General features: G+C 49.7%; 16 protein-coding genes. 8 read left to right on the top strand and 8 right to left on the bottom strand.

Annotation, left to right across the window (positions count from 1 at the left end; translation table 11 throughout):
* Positions 1 to 2: 2 nt before the first annotated feature.
* Positions 3 to 1,046 (top strand): PepSY-associated TM helix domain-containing protein, encoded by a 1,044-nt coding sequence (locus UM402_RS00520; RefSeq protein ID WP_058576505.1) that lies wholly within the window; start codon positions 3 to 5, stop codon positions 1,044 to 1,046.
* 15 nt (positions 1,047 to 1,061) lie between these two features.
* Complete coding sequence (locus UM402_RS00515) at positions 1,062 to 2,597, top strand: leucyl aminopeptidase family protein (RefSeq protein ID WP_058576504.1); 1,536 nt, start codon at positions 1,062 to 1,064, stop codon at positions 2,595 to 2,597.
* A gap of 158 nt (positions 2,598 to 2,755) precedes the next feature.
* On the opposite strand, the gene cydB is transcribed toward UM402_RS00515, so the two are convergent.
* The 3 genes from cydB to alr form a co-directional block, all read right to left on the bottom strand.
* On the bottom strand, positions 2,756 to 3,757 hold the full coding sequence (cydB, locus tag UM402_RS00510; RefSeq protein WP_058576503.1) for a cytochrome d ubiquinol oxidase subunit II: 1,002 nt from the start codon (positions 3,755 to 3,757) through the stop codon (positions 2,756 to 2,758).
* 3 nt (positions 3,758 to 3,760) lie between these two features.
* Positions 3,761 to 5,149 carry a cytochrome ubiquinol oxidase subunit I gene (locus UM402_RS00505; protein WP_058576502.1) on the bottom strand — a complete coding sequence of 463 codons (1,389 nt, stop codon included), beginning with the start codon at positions 5,147 to 5,149 and terminating at the stop codon, positions 3,761 to 3,763.
* Between the two features lie 124 nt (positions 5,150 to 5,273).
* Complete coding sequence (gene alr, locus UM402_RS00500; RefSeq protein WP_058576501.1) at positions 5,274 to 6,365, bottom strand: alanine racemase; 1,092 nt, start codon at positions 6,363 to 6,365, stop codon at positions 5,274 to 5,276.
* Positions 6,366 to 6,494: 129 nt separating this feature from the next.
* Between alr and UM402_RS00495 the strand changes: the two genes are divergently transcribed.
* Genes UM402_RS00495 through UM402_RS00485 form a run of 3 tightly spaced genes read left to right on the top strand, consistent with a single transcriptional unit; the run spans position 6,495 to position 10,014 of the window.
* Positions 6,495 to 8,546: a S9 family peptidase gene (locus tag UM402_RS00495; protein ID WP_058576500.1), complete on the top strand. Its 2,052-nt coding sequence runs from the start codon at positions 6,495 to 6,497 to the stop codon at positions 8,544 to 8,546.
* Positions 8,543 to 9,364, top strand: coding sequence for a prephenate dehydratase (locus UM402_RS00490; protein ID WP_058576499.1), 822 nt, complete (start codon positions 8,543 to 8,545; stop codon positions 9,362 to 9,364). The genes UM402_RS00495 and UM402_RS00490 overlap by 4 nt, the downstream gene beginning before the upstream one ends.
* Entirely contained in the window at positions 9,364 to 10,014 is a 651-nt protein-coding gene (locus UM402_RS00485; RefSeq protein WP_058576498.1) for an alpha/beta hydrolase, read from the top strand. The genes UM402_RS00490 and UM402_RS00485 overlap by 1 nt, the downstream gene beginning before the upstream one ends.
* Positions 10,015 to 10,033: 19 nt before the next feature.
* Here the strand turns inward: UM402_RS00485 and UM402_RS00480 are convergent, their stop codons facing one another.
* Positions 10,034 to 11,122 carry an ATP-grasp domain-containing protein gene (locus UM402_RS00480; RefSeq protein WP_058576497.1) on the bottom strand — a complete coding sequence of 363 codons (1,089 nt, stop codon included), beginning with the start codon at positions 11,120 to 11,122 and terminating at the stop codon, positions 10,034 to 10,036.
* On the bottom strand, positions 11,119 to 11,610 hold the full coding sequence (purE, locus tag UM402_RS00475; RefSeq protein ID WP_058576496.1) for a 5-(carboxyamino)imidazole ribonucleotide mutase: 492 nt from the start codon (positions 11,608 to 11,610) through the stop codon (positions 11,119 to 11,121). Before purE ends, UM402_RS00480 begins: the two co-directional genes overlap by 4 nt.
* A 182-nt stretch (positions 11,611 to 11,792) precedes the next feature.
* On the opposite strand from purE, the gene UM402_RS00470 reads away from it, so the two are divergent.
* The 3 genes from UM402_RS00470 to UM402_RS00460 all read left to right on the top strand — a co-directional run bounded on the left by UM402_RS00470 (position 11,793) and on the right by UM402_RS00460 (position 14,476).
* Positions 11,793 to 12,338: a hydrolase gene (locus UM402_RS00470; RefSeq protein ID WP_053954127.1), complete on the top strand. Its 546-nt coding sequence runs from the start codon at positions 11,793 to 11,795 to the stop codon at positions 12,336 to 12,338.
* A gap of 181 nt (positions 12,339 to 12,519) precedes the next feature.
* A complete protein-coding gene (locus tag UM402_RS00465) occupies positions 12,520 to 12,726 on the top strand; it encodes a cold-shock protein (protein ID WP_006954095.1) in 207 nt (68 codons plus the stop codon).
* 178 nt (positions 12,727 to 12,904) lie between these two features.
* Positions 12,905 to 14,476, top strand: a complete 1,572-nt coding sequence (locus tag UM402_RS00460; protein WP_058576495.1) for a methyl-accepting chemotaxis protein — start codon at positions 12,905 to 12,907, stop codon at positions 14,474 to 14,476.
* Here the strand turns inward: UM402_RS00460 and cysE are convergent.
* The 3 genes from cysE to UM402_RS00445 are packed head-to-tail and all read right to left on the bottom strand — an operon-like array spanning position 14,473 to position 16,169.
* Positions 14,473 to 15,285, bottom strand: a complete 813-nt coding sequence (gene cysE, locus UM402_RS00455) for a serine O-acetyltransferase (RefSeq protein WP_053954125.1) — start codon at positions 15,283 to 15,285, stop codon at positions 14,473 to 14,475. The two genes, UM402_RS00460 and cysE, sit on opposite strands and share 4 nt — an antisense overlap.
* Before the next feature lie 9 nt (positions 15,286 to 15,294).
* Entirely contained in the window at positions 15,295 to 15,753 is a 459-nt protein-coding gene (locus tag UM402_RS00450) for a DUF2489 domain-containing protein (protein WP_058576494.1), read from the bottom strand.
* Entirely contained in the window at positions 15,753 to 16,169 is a 417-nt protein-coding gene (locus tag UM402_RS00445; protein ID WP_053954123.1) for a GTPase-activating protein, read from the bottom strand. The genes UM402_RS00450 and UM402_RS00445 overlap by 1 nt, the downstream gene beginning before the upstream one ends.
* Between the last annotated feature and the right edge of the window lie 240 nt (positions 16,170 to 16,409).

Genomic DNA, 16,409 nt, shown 5'->3' with positions numbered 1-16,409 from the left:
CCATGTCGCTTAAGCGCAAGCTGCCGACATTAACGCAATGGCACCGATGGCTGGGCTTAACGCTCAGCCTTTGGCTTTTATTGATGGCAATAAGTGGTTCGCTGCTGCTCTACAAAAATGACCTGCTGCAGCTTTTTTATCCACAGCTCAATTTAGCGCAGCCCGTTGAAACGACAGACGCTGCAGCCGCTTTAGACCAGTTCGACAACGGCTACGCCCTCATGCCCACCGCTGACCGTCCCTGGCTTGAAGTGGTTAATGCGGACAAAACACACTTTTACTATGACGCCAGCGGCAATCTGCTACTTGAGCGAGAATATCTAGGGGATCTCACCAGCTGGCTTGTTGAGCTGCACCATCATTTAGTACTCAACGAACTGGGTAAGGACATCCTGGGAATTCTCGGATTATTAAGCTTAGCTCTTATCGGCACAGGCTTAATCCGCTGGTGGCCGCGTCGAGGCAGTTTCCGGCGCGCTTTGTCTGTACGGCTCTTTAATCCATTCACTAAGCGCGGTAGCCAAACCTTATGGCAATTGCACCGTTTCATCGGTGCGGTACTTTTCGCTCCTGTCACTATCGTGTTAATCACAGGTACTGCCATCATGTACGCCGCTCCGGTAAAATCAGCACTAATTTTCCTACTCCCGTTTACTCAGTCAATTGAAACGCCGGTACCGCCTTCTATGGCTGCCGATAACTGGCAACAACGTTTAGAGCTGGCAAAGCAAGCTCTCCCAACGGCGGAGGCTCGTTTGCTTTATCTGGAAGAGCCGCGAATTAGAGCTAAACACGCAAACGAATGGCACCCGAATGGCCGCAACTATATTGAGTTCTCTGAAACCGGAAAGGTGAGTCAGGTTATTGATGAGCGAGAAACTCCTCTCGGTAATCAAGTTTCGAATATGATTTACCCGACGCATGTCGCCGCTATTGGTGGAGCTTTTTATTTGTTCATCGTGCTTTTATCGGGTTTGGGCTTAATCGTTTTGCCAGTCAGTGGGTTATGGTTTTATAGTAAACGCAGACAACTCAAGAAAACCTAATTCAAGGAAAACACTATGTCGTTAAAACAGGTCATGAGTGCTCTGGCTGTTTCTTCGGTTTTGTCGCTGCCTGCGTTGGCAAGTGACTACCTGGACACGTCCACGAGCTTTTCTGATGAAAACAAACACACCAAAACTCGCGTTATTTTTGTGCCGGAAGGTACGGCAGTTGAGCTACCAGAATGGTCAGGCTCTGACGTTAACGCCGTTAGCCGCGCAGCAGAGATTGAAGAATTTGAAGGCGAGGCATCACAGTTAACCACGGTTATTGCGCCTGAGGGCACCAAAGCCAATCACCTGCTTCTGGCAGGCGTCGGTAACCCGGCTGAACTTTCCCGCTTTGAAGCGGAGAAGTTAGGCGCGTCTATTGCGGCTGCTTTAAAGCCTGAGCTAGAAAGCGTTGTTTTCGACATGCGCCTAATTAGCAACCCGGGCATTGCCGCCGAACTGAGTTCGCACATTGCTCATGGTATCGACTTGCGCAACTATCGCTTTGACCGTTATCAGTCCGAGCCAAAAGAGCGTCCGCAAACGGCTTACCATTGGTTAGTGAAAAGCCCGGACATGGCAGAGAAAAAGTATCTGGCCTCGCGCGCCATTGCTGAAGGCGTTTTTGTTGCCCGCGACATTACCGCTCTGCCCGGCAGCGACGGCTACCCTGAAGCCATCGTTAAGTTAGCTCAGGAGGCCATGAAAAACTTAAACATTGAGCTGACTATCGTCACGCCTGAGCAAGTCGACGAAATGGGTATGGGTTTATTGAAAAGCGTTAGCCAAGGCAGCCAACATGGTTCATACCTGCTGGCCGCCCACTATAAGGGCAGTAACGCTGACCCAATCGCATTGGTCGGCAAAGGCAACACCTTTGACACCGGTGGCTATAACTTAAAAACCAGTTCTTCTTCTATTTTGCGCATGCAAACCGACAAAGCTGGTGCTGGAGCCGTTATTGGCGCGGTTATGGCGCTAGCGGCACAAGAAGCTCCGGTCAATGTGGTTGCTGTAGCACCGCTGTCGCACAACCTTATTTCTGGTTCAGCAACGTTGCCGGGCGACGTCGTTAGAGCTGGTGACGGGACTTTGGTAGAAATTGCCAACACCGACGCCGAAGGACGTCTGATTCTTGGCGACGGTAACTGGTATGCCAACGACAAATTTAAACCTCGCGCCATTGCCAATATTGCGACATTAACCGGTTCAAAAGTTGGCGCCCTGGGTACTGGTTACGCCGCTTTGTTTGCATCTGAGGACGACTTACGCTCAGCCATTATTAAGGCTGGCAATGTCACTGGTGAAAAAGTCTGGGAGCTGCCTTTAGAAGGTTATGACGGCATTATCGACAGTCCGCTGGCCGACATTCGTAACATTGGCTCTCCGGGCACACAGGCCGGTGCAGCGTTTCTTAAGCACTTTGCCGGTGACACGCCGTGGATCCATATCGATATGGCCGCTGACGCGATGGTCAGTTCAGATACCGGTATTCATCCGGCAGGACCAACCGGCTTTGGAGTGCGCTTGTTAACTGAGTGGGTTCATCAGTTAGAAAACTAAGCAACATTAGATCTCAAATAAAAAGGCTCCCGCCAATGGGTGCCTTTTCTATATCTACAACAACGCCCAGCGGATAAGGCCACCGACTAAAGTGACAGCCAGCACACCCAGGCACCACAAACCGATAAACCACAGCCACTTTTTAAGTACCGGTTTCATCAGTCGTGATACCCGCTGTTCGGGTCTACCTTACCTCTGAACACCCAATAGGTATAACCGGTGTAAGCAAAGATAATCGGCAAGAGCACCACGGCACCAACCAGCAGAAACTTCAGGCTGTTTTCAGGCGCGGCGGCCTGCCACAAAGTAATGCTGCGCGGTACCAGGTAAGGGAAAATACTGACCGCAAACCCGGCAAAAGACAGAAGAAACAGCCCCAGGCCCCACAAATACGGCCGCCCTTCCTGCCGTTTTTGTAACGATCGCAGTAAGCCCAGAGTAATAACCACCAACAATACTGGTAACACCCACAAGCCAACCGATGCGGGGTAAGTAAACCAACGCTCTGCAATGTAGCTGTCAACGTAAGGCAAATAAAGACTCACAAAAGCAATACAGGCCACTAAAAGAATAGCGCTGTACCAGCCCGCCCGATAGCTTTGACGCTGCAGGTCACCTTTGGTTTTCATGACTAACCAAGTCGCTCCCAGCATCATGTAGCCAATAACCACAGCAACACCGCAGAAAAAGCTAAACGGGGTTAACCAGTCAAACCAGCCGCCGGAATAGGCCCGGTCTGTTACCTCAATACCCTGTAGCATTGCGCCCAGCATAATGCCCTGACTCAACGCCGCTATTAATGAACCAATAATAAAGGATAAATCCCAAACCCCTTTTGCTCGCTTAGTTTTAAAGCGGTACTCAAAAGCCACACCGCGAAAAATGAGCCCCAACAGCATAGCAATAACCGGCATATAAAGTGCAGGCATGAGCACAGAGTAGGCAAGCGGAAACACCGCCAGCAAGCCACCACCGCCCAGTACCAGCCAGGTTTCATTTCCGTCCCAGACTGGCGCCACAGTGTTCATCATTACATCGCGATCTTCTTCCTTTTTGAACCAGGGGAAAAGCAGTGCAATTCCCAGGTCAAAGCCGTCCAGCGCAACATAAGCAAATACGGCGACCGAAATTAATATTGCCCAAATCAGTGCGTAATCCATAGCTTAGGCCTCCTCATCGTAAATGCGCTCAGCCGCCATTGTCGGCTTATGTTTGGCATACTCGGGAATCGTTACTTTTGCAGGATCCGCTGCCATTTTGCGCAGAATATAGAACGTACCGGCACCAAAAACGAGGAAGTAAACCACAATAAAGGCTATCAGACTGCCCGCGACACCCGCTTTATCAATAGGAGACGCCGCATCGGCTGTGCGCAATAAGCCATAGATAACCCAGGGCTGACGTCCCACTTCAGTCACTATCCAGCCGGCAATTACAGCGACAAACCCCATAGGGCCCATAAACAAACTAAAGCGCAATAGCAGGCTATTGTCATATAGCTTACCGCGTAACCGTTGCAGACCTGACCATAGTCCCGCCAGCACCATCAAAAGTCCTATTCCGACCATGATTCTGAATGACCAAAACACGGTCGCTACTGGGGGCCAATCTTCACGCGGAAATTGGTCAAGGCCAGTGACTTCTGCATTAATATCATGCTTAAGAATAATGCTGGCAAGGCCGGGGACTTTTAAGGCATAGTCGACTGCCGCCGTTTCCTCGTTGGGCAACCCGAATAAATACAGTGGTGCCTGGGCTTCAGTATCAAAGTGTCCTTCCATTGCCGCGACTTTTGCAGGCTGATGTTCCTGAGTATTTAACCCGTGAAGGTCACCGACAAAGACTTGCAGAGGCGCAACAATTAACGCCATCCACATGGCCATGGAGAACATTTTGCGTGCCGCAGCGTTGGTTTTGTCTTTTAACAAGTGCCATGCACCGACGGCACCAACAACAAAGGCCACGGTTAAATAAGCGGCCAGTAGCATATGCGCCAGCCGATACGGAAAAGAAGGGTTGAATACCACTTCAAACCAGTCAGTCACCACAAATTGGCCAACGTCATTCATGGCGTAGCCGGCTGGGGTCTGCATCCAACTGTTTACCGATAAAATCCAGAAGGCAGAAATAGCCGTGCCAATTGCAACCATCAAGGTAGCGAAGAAGTGCAGCTTTTCACCCACTTTGTTCATACCAAACAGCATGACACCAAGGAACCCGGCTTCAAGGAAGAACGCAGTCAGTACTTCGTATCCCATTAACGGTCCGATAACCGGCCCTGCTTTGTCTGAGAATACCGACCAGTTAGTCCCAAACTGGTAACTCATCACAATGCCGGACACCACGCCCATACCAAAAGCAACGGCAAATATTTTGACCCAGTAACGGAATAATTTCTGATAAACCGGATTTCTGGTTCTTAGATATAGCCCTTCAAGCACGGCTAAGTAGCTAGCCACACCAATGGTGAACGCAGGAAAAATAATGTGAAACGCGATGGTAAAAGCAAACTGAAAGCGCGCCAGGAACAATGCGTCAAAACTTTCAAACATGGTAAACACCTGTTATTTCGGTTTACCTTCAGTATACGCCCTTATTGATAAAGATCAGGTGCACTTGCAGGACAAATACTAATAATCGCCATACTTTTTGTATGGCTAATAGCCTGAGGCTGCTCTATACCTTAACCCTGGGCACTCTCACGCTAACACCCGTGAGCAAGTGCCAGGAAATAGTCCTGGCATGAGCCGCAACCTCACGCACATCGACATTTGGACCCCAAAGCTCAACATCGTCGCCTATCTGAACATCGGCAACATCTGTCACATCTATCGTCAGCATATCCATAGACACGCGCCCTGCTAAGCCTACCGCTTGCCCACGCACCATCGCTGGTGCTCCATTGTCGGCTTGGCGCGGATAGCCATCAGCGTAGCCCATTGCCACGGTTGCTATAAGGCTTGGTCGCTGAGCTGTCCACGCACTACCGTAGCCAACCGATTCTCCTTTCTCGAGCTTATGCAACGCAATAACGGGAGCAACCAGACGCATGGCTGGTTTCAAACTATCTTGCACTTCTGTGACCGTTGACGGATTAACGCCGTACAACAACAATCCCGCCCGAACCCAATCATTGTCTTGCAACACCCACTGGGTTTCCGGGTTCAATACCCCCGCTGAATTGTGGAAACTGCGAGCTTGGTAGCCTTTAGTACTCTCAGACAACTGGCAGAACAGTCGCTTTTGCTCTGCGTTCAGATCGTGGTCAGTGTCTGCATTCGCTAAATGCGACATGAGGGTAACACCCGCCACATTCTGGCTTGCATTTAATCGCACCAAGGCTTGCTGAGCCTGCTCTTCAGACCAACCCAGGCGATGCATGCCTGTGTCGACTTTTAACCATACCCACAGCGGCTTATTTAACGCAGTTTGTTCAATAGCCTGTAATTGCTGCTCACAGTGAACAACGGGGCTTAAATTATATTCTGCACACACAGCCAGCTCTGACACCGAAAAACAGCCTTCCAAAATGACCAAAGGTCCCTGATACCCAGCTTCGCGAACCGCTAACGCCTCTTCCATAAAACCAGCCGCCATACCATCAACATGTGGCTTTAACGCATTGGCAGCATGAGCAACACCATGTCCGTAACCGTCTGCTTTTACCACTCCCAGAAGCTTGCCACCCGCCATTGTTTTACGCACCCACTGAGCGTTATGTGCTATTGCTGCGGTCGATATTTCGGCGCGAGTTTGGCGGTAGTGCATGCGTTTTCCTTATACCTGCTTTGGGAACAGAGTGTCAGTTTACCGTATTTTCTGCGAACTTGAACGGAACTCTTTGCATCGCTTCGTCAGCTTGAGTAACGTAAAGCCATAACCAAAAGGAGAACAACAATGTGGTTAAAGCAATCCGTTATCGCAGGTAGCTTAGCGCTACTTTTCACTTCCGCGCCAACTTTGGCTCAGGAAACCGCCAAAACGACCTTTCAGGCGGAAGATATTTTCCAGCTTGAATACGCCAATCAAGTCAGTATTTCACCAGACGGTAAGTATATTGCGTACATCCGCAACAGCTTCGATGACATGAAAGACAATACTCTTCGTTCATTATGGCTGATTGATACCGAAACCGGTCAGCATTTACCAATTTTTGACGATGAATTCAGCTACGGTAGCCTGGCCTGGTCAAACGATGGTACCCGCCTTGCTTTTGCCTCTAACCGCTCAGAAAAGAACCAAATTCATGTGCACTGGATTAAAGAGCAGCGCACCGCCAAAGTCACTCACGTAAACAATAGCCCGGGTAGCATTAGTTGGTCTAACGATGATTCTCAGTTGGCTTTCACCATGTCAGTGAATGCTGAACCGACGCCATTCGCTAAAAGCGTAAAAAAACCGAAGAAGCCGAAAGGCGCGAAGTGGTCCAAGTCGCCTATTATTGTTGAAGAAGCTTATTATCAGCGCGACGGTAAAGGTGTTCTGGAGCCGGCGCACACACAACTCTTCGTAGTGCCGGCTGAGGGCGGCACTGCTCGCCAGCTGACCGACGGCCCTTATCGACATGGCGGCCCCTTAGCCTGGGCAGAAGACGACAGCCAAATCGTATTTTCCGGAAACCGCTCTGAAGACTGGGCGTATCAGGTGAATGAAAGTGACCTTTACAGCGTCAGCCTGAGCTCAAAAGAAGTAACACAGGTCACTGACAAGCCTGGTCGTGAGTCGTCACCGCAGTTCTCTCCTGACGGCGAGCGCCTGGCATACTTACACAGCTCGAACGAGCCGGTGCCTTACCATAAGTCACAATTGTGGGTCATGGACTGGAGCGAACGCTCAGAGACAGAACTTCAAGCTGACTTTGACCGTTCTTTTAGCTCGCCACAGTGGACTGGCAATGAATCACTAGCAGTTTCATACGCCGATCAGGGGAAAACTGTTGTTGCTGATGTCACTTTAAGCAATGAACTGACAAACCGAGTGGATGACGTTTCCGGCGTTTATGTCAGCCGCCCTTATACCATGGGCTCTTTTACGGCCTCAAAAACCGGTGCTATTGCCTACACAAAAGGGTCTGAATATCGCCCCGCCGATGTCGGTTATCAGCCACAAGATGGCGAAGCGGTTCAGTTTACTCAGCTAAATGAAGACCTGCTTGGCCACCGTGAACTGGGTGAAGTTCACGAAATTCGCTATGAGTCGCGCTACGACGGCGAAGAGATTCATGGCTGGTACATTACTCCGCCAAACTACGATGAAAACAAAGAGTACCCGTTACTGTTAGAAATACATGGTGGTCCTCACCTGTCTTACGGTCCGCATTTTGCCGCAGAACACCAACGCTATGCCGCCGAGGGCTATGTGGTGCTTTATGTAAACCACCGCGGCAGTACTTCTTACGGTAAAGACTTCGCCATGCTGCTGGACGGCAACTACTCGTCACCTTATGACTTTGCTGATCACATGACTGGCATTGATTTACTCATTGATAAAGGCATTGCCGACTCAGACAACCTGTTTATTGCCGGCGGCTCTGCAGGTGGCATCGCCACAGCCTACGCAGTCGGGCTGACCAACCGCTTCAACGCCGCCGCCGCCACTAACCCGGTTATTAACTGGGTCAGCAAAGTACTGACGGCTGACAGCTCAATTGGTCAAATTACCAACCAATTCCCGGGTATGCCATGGGAAGAGCTAGAGCACTACTGGCAGCGCTCGCCACTGTCTATGGTCGGTGACGTTGAAACACCGGTCATGCTGTTCACCGGCGAGAAAGATCGTCGCACACCGATATCGGAAACCGAGCAGTTCTACCAGGCATTGAAGCTGCAAAAAGTAGATACAGCTATGGTTCGTGTTCCGGGCGCTTTTCATGGCGTTACAGCTCGTCCTTCCAACATGATTGCCAAAATTGAGCATGCACTGGCCTGGTTCGAGCAATATAAGAAATGAAGCTAGCCACTTTAGGCCCTGCCGGCACCTTTTCGGAGGTTGCCGCTGGGCTTTACCAGCCGGAACAAAATCACGACATTCAGTTACTGGATAACCTGGTTAGCTGCCTGGAGTCGGTTGGACGAGAATGCGACGCTGCCGTTGTTCCTATTGAAAATTTGACCGAAGGCTTCGTTTCTCCAGTCGTCGACTATTTGGTGCAACGACCCTTACGCATTCAGGCGGAAATCCGTATTCCTGTTGGCTTCCAGTGTCTCAGTAATAGTGCGAAGCCTGCCCAGATATGGGCGCAGTTTGTCGCAGCCGGGCAATGTAATTCGTACTTACACAAGCTCGGGCTGCCCATTATTCATACAGCCAGTAACGCCGCGTCGCTTCAAGCTCTGCTGGCGGCTGAAGAGGCGTCTGCAGCCATAGTTCCCCAACACATTAGTTGCCCGCAGACGTTGCAGATATTGAGTAACAATATCGCTGACAACCCACGCAACGAAACACGCTTCGTGGTATTATCCGCAGCGTCTGAAGAGCCGGAATACAGAAAAGATGAGCGCTGGAAAAGCAGCTTGCTGCTCATTGATGACAACGACCATCCCGGCTTGCTGGTCGACAGCTTGCAGGTGTTTGCGAAGCAGCAAATTAACTTAACCTCCATAGTGTCACGGCCGGCGGGTAGTCAGTTTGGTGACTATCATTTCTTCATCGACTTTGATGGCCACCGCAGCGAACCGGGTGTCGCTTCGGCTCTTAAAGAATTGGCCGCTATGAATAACATTCACTGGCTGGGTTCTTACCCTGCCGCAGAAATAGGAAAGCAGTAATGTCTCTGGAAGTCATAAAACACGAACCGGCAGGCACAGCCGATGCCGTTATCATTTGGTTACATGGCCTGGGAGCCTCGGGCAATGACTTTGTCCCTATGACCGAGCACCTGAAATTTGCCAACGCGCAGGTTCGCTTTTTGTTTCCTCATGCCCCACAAATGCCGGTCACCATAAACCAGGGCATGGTCATGCCTGCCTGGTACGACATTACCGATATGAGCATCGACCGCCAAATAGACAGCAAACAGCTACGCGAGTCGGCGGCTAAAGTACACGCCATGATAGACGAGCAAATTGCTCAGGGCATCGACAGTAAACGCATTATTATTGCCGGATTCTCTCAAGGCGGTGCCGTGGGTTATGAAGCCGCTTTAACCTACCCAAAACCGCTGGCGGGTTTAATGGCGCATTCTACGTACTTTGCTACAGCCGATGACATTCAGGTAAATGAAGCCAATGCACAACTGCCCATTTTGGTTCAACACGGTACTCAGGACCCTGTGGTTCCGGAAGTTCTTGGCCAGAAAGCCTGTGCAATTTTGAAAGAGAAAGGGTTTTCAGTGACGTATCAAACCTACCCAATGCCACACTCGCTGTGCTTGGAGCAGGTTCAGGATATGCAGAAATGGCTGGATGAGCGGTTTTAACCGCTCATCGCAACGAGCGTTAACTCACTAACAGTTGCAGTTTATCCGCCCAGGTTGAGGCCAGGTTCTCACCGCGCTCAAACGAGTCGATCATTATATTCACGTGGCCCACTTTTCGACCGGGTCGCGCATCCTTACCATACCAATGGCAGTCGGCTGCAGCGGCTTCCCATAAAGCTTCCGGAATACCCGCAACACCAATGACGTTCACCATCAGAGTAGGTGCAATGAGCAGTTCAGGCAGAGGTAAGCCTGTAATGGCGCGAATGTGCAGGTTGAACTGGTCACAGTTAGCACCACTCATCGTCCAGTGCCCTGAATTATGAACTCGCGGAGCCACTTCGTTCACCAGCAAATGCTGGTTGTCACCCTCTCCAACCACGAAAAACTCTATAGCCAAAACGCCGACGTAGTCGAGTGCATCGGTCAGCTTTTTATGATGCTCTTTGGCTAACGCCTCAAGCGCTTTAGAAAAGTGTTCTGCGCCCGCCAAACTATAAGACAGGATACCTTTCGTATGAACATTCAAAGTCAGCGGGAAACAGCGCTGCTCGCCTTTATGCGAACGAGCGCCAACAACCGACACTTCGTCGGTAAAGTTAATCATGTCTTCAACAATACCCGGGCGTTGCCCTGCCTCTTCAGCGACAGCAGCAGTGTCCTCACCCGGTTTCCAGCGCCACTGGCCCTTGCCGTCGTAGCCGCCTTTCGCCGACTTAATAACAACCGCATGGTCACAGCTTTCTAAAATAGCCGTCAGCTCAGCCACATTCTCATAAGCCTTCCAGGCCGAAGTCGGAATATCCAGCTCATCACAAAGCGCTTTTTGCGTACGACGATCAACTAAACCGTTGAAACGCTCTGCTTTTAATAAGAACTTATCGGCGGTTTTAGCAACCAGCTCTTCGCCTAAATGCTCGTGCTCCCAGGTGGTTACATCCGCCCAGTCATTCGCCTCAGCTAACGTCATTGCCAAAGGTTGTTGGCTACCTAGAGCCATCACCTTATCCAGCCGGTCACTGTATAAGACACATTCATGCCCCTGCTGAATAACGGCTTTACCCAGCATTTGGCCTAACTGCCCGTTGCCAAGGATCAAAATTTTCATTTTGGCAGCTCCAAATCTGAGTTAGCCATCACTTTCTCTTTCTGCGCTTTGCGGAATTCATGGACGCGTTTACGCACTTCGCTGTCAAAGCTGCCAATAACCTGAGCGGCCAACAAGCCCGCATTGGCCGCACCGGCATCACCAATCGCCAGAGTACCAACAGCCACACCTTTAGGCATTTGCACAATAGACAATAAACTGTCTAAACCTTTTAACTGCTTGCTTGGAACCGGCACACCAAACACCGGAATGGCCGTATAAGCTGCCAGCATACCTGGCAAGTGAGCAGCGCCACCAGCGCCGGCTATAACCACAGGCACCCCGTTTTGCTCGGCTTGTTCCATCGTCGACTTAAGTAAGTCCGGCGTACGATGCGCAGAAACGACTTTCGCCTGCCACTTTACGTTCAGCGATTCCAGCATTTCTGCTGCTTTTTGCATTACCGGCCAATCGGACTGGGAACCCATTAGAATCAATACCGGAGCCATGGTGTCACCTTTTATTTACTGTTTGGATGTGCATCTGCATTTGGAAAGGCGGGAATTGTAGCTATTGGCGGGCACGACTGCAAATTTACTGCGGATTTTTTAAGCAGGTTACGACTTTTTGCTAATCGCCTTGTTAATCCGCTAAGGTAGAATGCAATAAAACATTGCTAATGAGGTATTCCATGTTGCTTTCAGCCCAAGATTCGCTGCTTCTTATTGTCGACGCTCAGGAACGGCTGTTACCGGCCATTCACCAGCGAGACATTGTCACCTCTCGTATGCGCTGGCTGGGTGAAATTGCTATGCAGCTGGACGTACCCATTTTAATTACCGAGCAATACCCTAAAGGCCTGGGCTACACCGTCAGTTCTCTACAGGAAATTATTGAAGCCGGTCGTGTGGTTGAGAAAACGCACTTCAGTGCATTGAAAGAGCAAACGTTTCGCGATGTTCTTAGTGAATACAATAAAAAACACATTGTCGTCATGGGTATGGAAACTCACGTTTGTGTCATGCAAACCGCTATTGATATGCAAAATGCCGGCTACCAGGTGTTTTTGCCGTCTGACACTGTTGGCTCACGACGCCCCACAGACAAAGAGTGTGCGATAGAGCGCATGAGAAACTCGGGCGTTGAAATTATTACCTCCGAAATGGCGGCATTTGAATGGCTGGAGAAGTCTGGCACCGATACTTTCCGCCACATTAGTCGTAACTGGTTAAAATAAAACAAGGTCTTGTTGACTCGGGCTGTATTAAGCGTATACTCGAAGCCGCTGAGAAAATTTCGGCTATTGATTTGAGATTATTTACGAAGTCCTTTTTGCTGTACCTCGTTTTGTAAGTCCAAGTAATACCAAGTTTTTTGAGCATTTTTGTTTTTAACATGCACTACGAGGAAATATCAGCATGTCTACTACTACTGGTAAAGTAAAATTCTTTAACGAAGCGAAAGGCTTCGGTTTCATCGAGCAAGAAAATGGCGCAGACGTATTCGTACATTTCAGCGCTATCCAAGCAGACGGTTTCAAAACTTTGGCTGAAGGCCAACAAGTTTCTTTCACCGTTGCTCAAGGTCCTAAAGGTCCTCAAGCTGAAAACGTAGTTCCTATGTAAGGAACTCTTAGTGCACATTGTGCATTAAGCGTTTTTAAGAATTTCGAAGCGCCGCTTTTTAAGCGGCGCTTTTTTATGCAACTAACCACTTTATTTCGCCTTTTCCTCAACTTTCCGCTCAAAAATACGATAACCTTACTAATATTGATGTTAATCAACATTTTGTTACAAGGTTGTTATGAAAAATAACGGTCCGGTCACCGGCAAGGAACACCGCTTTCCCGATCACTATCGGTTAATTTCATCAACGGATCTCAAAGGTGTTATTACGCACTGCAATGAGGACTTCGTTAAAGTCAGCGGTTATACGCGAGACGAACTTATCGGTTCGCCACACAACATTCTGCGCCACCCGGATATGCCTGCCGGCGTATTTGAGCAAATGTGGAAAACCATTAAACGCGGTAAACCCTGGATGGGGCTTGTTAAAAACCGTTGTAAGAATGGCGACCACTATTGGGTCAGTGCGTATGTAACGCCCATTATGGAAGACGGAAAGCCTAAAGGGTTTGAGTCCGTTCGTGTCGCCGCATCAGACAATCGTAAAAAACGCGCGCAAGCCATTTATGATCGCTTAAACGCAGGCAAGAACGCATTACCTTTAGCACAGCGTTTATGGCTTGGCTGCAAAGACTTGATGCCCGTAGTAATACCAGGCGCCGTAGCCAGTGCCGTCATTGCCTTAATGGGCCAGCCCATTTCTGCGCTCATTGCGCTTGCGGCAACCGCCGTAACGACCTTCGCTTACGGCGCCTATATTGGCCGTATGCTGCAAGGGTTACTCAACTTGCGCCCAGAAGCATTCGACTCTGAGCTCGTCGGCATGACCTACTTCGATATGCAGGGTCGTGAAGCGAAACTGGCAATGCAGCTGCTAAGTGAAGGCGCACGAAATAGAACCGCTCTAAGCCGCATGAAGGACGCAGTTTCAGGGCTTCTCACTATTGCAGAAGACACGCATCAGCAAGCAGCTGACAGTAAGACGCAAATTGACAAACAAACAGCATCGACCGAGCAAACGGCAACGGCAATGAACGAAATGTCCTCAGCTATTCAGGAGGTCGCCGATACCGTTGAACGTAATGCGCAACAAGCCGAGTCTGCTAATGCGAACGTTGAGAACAGTGTCCGTTTAGCCCGTCAGGCAAGTGACGTCATTGTCAGCTTGCACGATGCAGTTAAAGAGATTGCTCAAACAGTCCATGAGCTAGATCAGTCAACAGGAGCTATTGGCGAAGCAGCCGATTTAATTTCATCTATTGCTGACCAAACCAACCTGCTGGCGCTCAATGCCGCTATTGAAGCCGCTCGCGCTGGTGAGCACGGTCGGGGTTTCTCGGTAGTCGCCGACGAAGTACGTAACCTGGCTCAGCGCACAACGCAGTCAACAGACAGCATTCATCAGGTTATTCAACAGCTGCGCGACAAAGCCAGCAACGCAGTGTCTGTATCCAATAAAGGCGAAGAAGCCGCAGCGGACGGAGTTAACAAGGTTCGGGAAGCCGATGCCGCGTTAGGTGAAATATCAACGGCTATTCAGGAAATTTCCGATATGTCGACACAAATGGCGTCAGCCGTTGAAGAGCAAAGCGGTGTTGCTGAACACATTAGTGAACAAATCACGTCTATTGCTGACACCGCTCGCTCTACTCAGGCAACGTCAGAGCAGACTCAAAGTTCAAGCACAGAGCTGCAATCAACCATTAAGCAGCTCTACTCGCTTATTGAACGCTTTGACTTGAAGTCCTAAGAGTTATCCTGCTCTTTATGATGAGTGCGTCGCTCAGCGGCGCGCTCTGTTTCTTCCAAAAAGTCCACGTCATCGACATCAACTTCCGGAATTTCACTACACACATCCCCACCAAGCTTATTGACCGCCTGGCACAAGTCTGAAACTTTTGTATCGAGAACCTGAACATGGTCGAGCATGCGGCCAATTGCGGTCGCTACAGGGTCTGGGTTATCCGCTGAAATGGCATACGCATCGAAACCGTACTCTCTTGCCATTTTCTCACGACGTTCGCTGGTCTCTTTATCGACACCCGACTTCGCCACGCGAGCAGGAATACCAACAACCGTTGTTAACTCAGGAACATCCCGTACCACAACGGCATTCGAGCCAATTCTCGCTTGCTGTCCAACGGTTAAAGGGCCTAACACCTTTGCACCGGCACCAATAACAACGCCGTCTTTCAAAGTCGGGTGTCGCTTGCCTTTATGCCAGCTGGTGCCCCCTAAAGTCACGCCATGGTACAAGGTCACATCGTCACCAATCTCTGCGGTTTCGCCAATAACGACACCCATGCCGTGATCGATGAAAAAACGGCGTCCAATTTTGGCTCCGGGATGAATTTCTATTCCGGTCAACCAGCGCGCGACGTTTGAAAGAAAACGAGCCAACCAGTAAAGCTTCCAGGTCCAGAGTTTATGGCTTATGCGGTGAAACCAAATGGCATGCAGTCCAGGATAATGGAACAGCACCTCCATTGTGTTTCGCGCAGCTGGATCACGCTCGAATACACTGGCGATGTCTTCTTTCATTCCTTTAAAAAACGCCATGCGGCCTCCTCAGGCGGCGGGAAAGTTTTTCAATAGCTTGTCGACGTCTGCAAGAATAATGTCGCGCATCGTTTTCTCATAACCTTCACGCTCATCATCAAGTTCGCGAATTTTCTTCTTAGGAAACTTCTTACGGTTTTCATGCGTCGGCATGTGCTTTATTTTTTCATACATGTCGTGCATCGCAGGGTAATCCTGCGAGTAGTCATATTTTACAGCTTCAGGTCTGTGATCAAGCAGCACAACAATGCGCAGACAGCCCTCAGAAAGCGGGCATTGCTCTTGCTGCATCGCTTTAGCAATCGTAGTAATACTCTCATCAATCCTATCAACACGCTTTTGTACAGCCGCTTTGCGCAGGTCGTTCTGACCACGCAAGCGCAGCATGAGCGTTGCCGCATACCACCCAAGCCCGATAATAATAACGAGCCCAACTATGGCTATCACCCAAAGTAATTCACTGGACATTAGTACTCCTCATCATCCCAGTCGTCATCAAGCTCGTATCCCAGCTTGCTGATAAGTGTTTCGTAACGCTCTGATTTTTCGTCCAAATAGCGTTGATCGTCAGCGTTGAGAGTCTCTCCTTCCTCAAATCGCTCGACCAGACGTTGCAGTCGCTCGTCATTTTGCAGCTGTTGCAGCTCCTGCTCAGGCGTCATTACGAGTTCTATTTTACGGCGGCTACCAACGCGAGGATCTTTCTCATCGTCACTTTTACTGTGAGTCAGTGTATTTTTTTGACTCTCTAAGTGCCGCTGACCCGGACGCTGACCTTTACCTATCTTTTTGCCTTTTGTAGTTGGCTCACTTGGGCGTTTGTCTTTTGGCTGCTTCGAAGGCGCCAAAGGCCCTGTCTTACGTGTTTTCTTTCGGCGAGTCATTGTCGCTCCTGGTTAGGAAAACTGTCTGTATGAAGATATAGGGGTATTGTAACGCAATAATGCGTATAACGTCATTGTTGGAATAGTAATGAGGGTATAGAAAGAAAAAAGGCGATGTTTCCATCGCCTGCTTTCTCATATGATTGGCAGCGCACTGCTACTATGAGAATGGTTGTCACTGCTTCCGAGTTGTTATTGCGGTCTTCCGTAACCTGGTTTTATTGTTGTTATTATTAAATG

The sequence above is a fragment of the Idiomarina sp. OXR-189 genome, assembly GCF_034373425.1.
GTDB classification, from domain to species: Bacteria; Pseudomonadota; Gammaproteobacteria; order Enterobacterales; family Alteromonadaceae; genus Idiomarina; species Idiomarina zobellii.
The sequence above is the reverse complement of the archived record's forward strand: the minus strand, read 5'-3'. Positions and strand labels throughout refer to the sequence as shown.

Coding starts and splice junctions, on each gene's coding strand:
- UM402_RS00480 (WP_058576497.1), bottom strand. CDS start 11,122: ATGAAAATTTTGATCCTTGGCAACGGGCAGTTAGGCCAAATGCTGGGT.
- cysE (WP_053954125.1), bottom strand. CDS start 15,285: ATGGCGTTTTTTAAAGGAATGAAAGAAGACATCGCCAGTGTATTCGAG.
- UM402_RS00485 (WP_058576498.1), top strand. CDS start 9,364: ATGTCTCTGGAAGTCATAAAACACGAACCGGCAGGCACAGCCGATGCC.
- UM402_RS00495 (WP_058576500.1), top strand. CDS start 6,495: ATGTGGTTAAAGCAATCCGTTATCGCAGGTAGCTTAGCGCTACTTTTC.
- cydB (WP_058576503.1), bottom strand. CDS start 3,757: ATGGATTACGCACTGATTTGGGCAATATTAATTTCGGTCGCCGTATTT.
- UM402_RS00515 (WP_058576504.1), top strand. CDS start 1,062: ATGTCGTTAAAACAGGTCATGAGTGCTCTGGCTGTTTCTTCGGTTTTG.
- UM402_RS00490 (WP_058576499.1), top strand. CDS start 8,543: ATGAAGCTAGCCACTTTAGGCCCTGCCGGCACCTTTTCGGAGGTTGCC.
- UM402_RS00450 (WP_058576494.1), bottom strand. CDS start 15,753: ATGTCCAGTGAATTACTTTGGGTGATAGCCATAGTTGGGCTCGTTATT.
- UM402_RS00470 (WP_053954127.1), top strand. CDS start 11,793: ATGTTGCTTTCAGCCCAAGATTCGCTGCTTCTTATTGTCGACGCTCAG.
- purE (WP_058576496.1), bottom strand. CDS start 11,610: ATGGCTCCGGTATTGATTCTAATGGGTTCCCAGTCCGATTGGCCGGTA.
- UM402_RS00460 (WP_058576495.1), top strand. CDS start 12,905: ATGAAAAATAACGGTCCGGTCACCGGCAAGGAACACCGCTTTCCCGAT.
- UM402_RS00465 (WP_006954095.1), top strand. CDS start 12,520: ATGTCTACTACTACTGGTAAAGTAAAATTCTTTAACGAAGCGAAAGGC.
- UM402_RS00505 (WP_058576502.1), bottom strand. CDS start 5,149: ATGTTTGAAAGTTTTGACGCATTGTTCCTGGCGCGCTTTCAGTTTGCT.
- UM402_RS00520 (WP_058576505.1), top strand. CDS start 3: ATGTCGCTTAAGCGCAAGCTGCCGACATTAACGCAATGGCACCGATGG.
- UM402_RS00445 (WP_053954123.1), bottom strand. CDS start 16,169: ATGACTCGCCGAAAGAAAACACGTAAGACAGGGCCTTTGGCGCCTTCG.
- alr (WP_058576501.1), bottom strand. CDS start 6,365: ATGCACTACCGCCAAACTCGCGCCGAAATATCGACCGCAGCAATAGCA.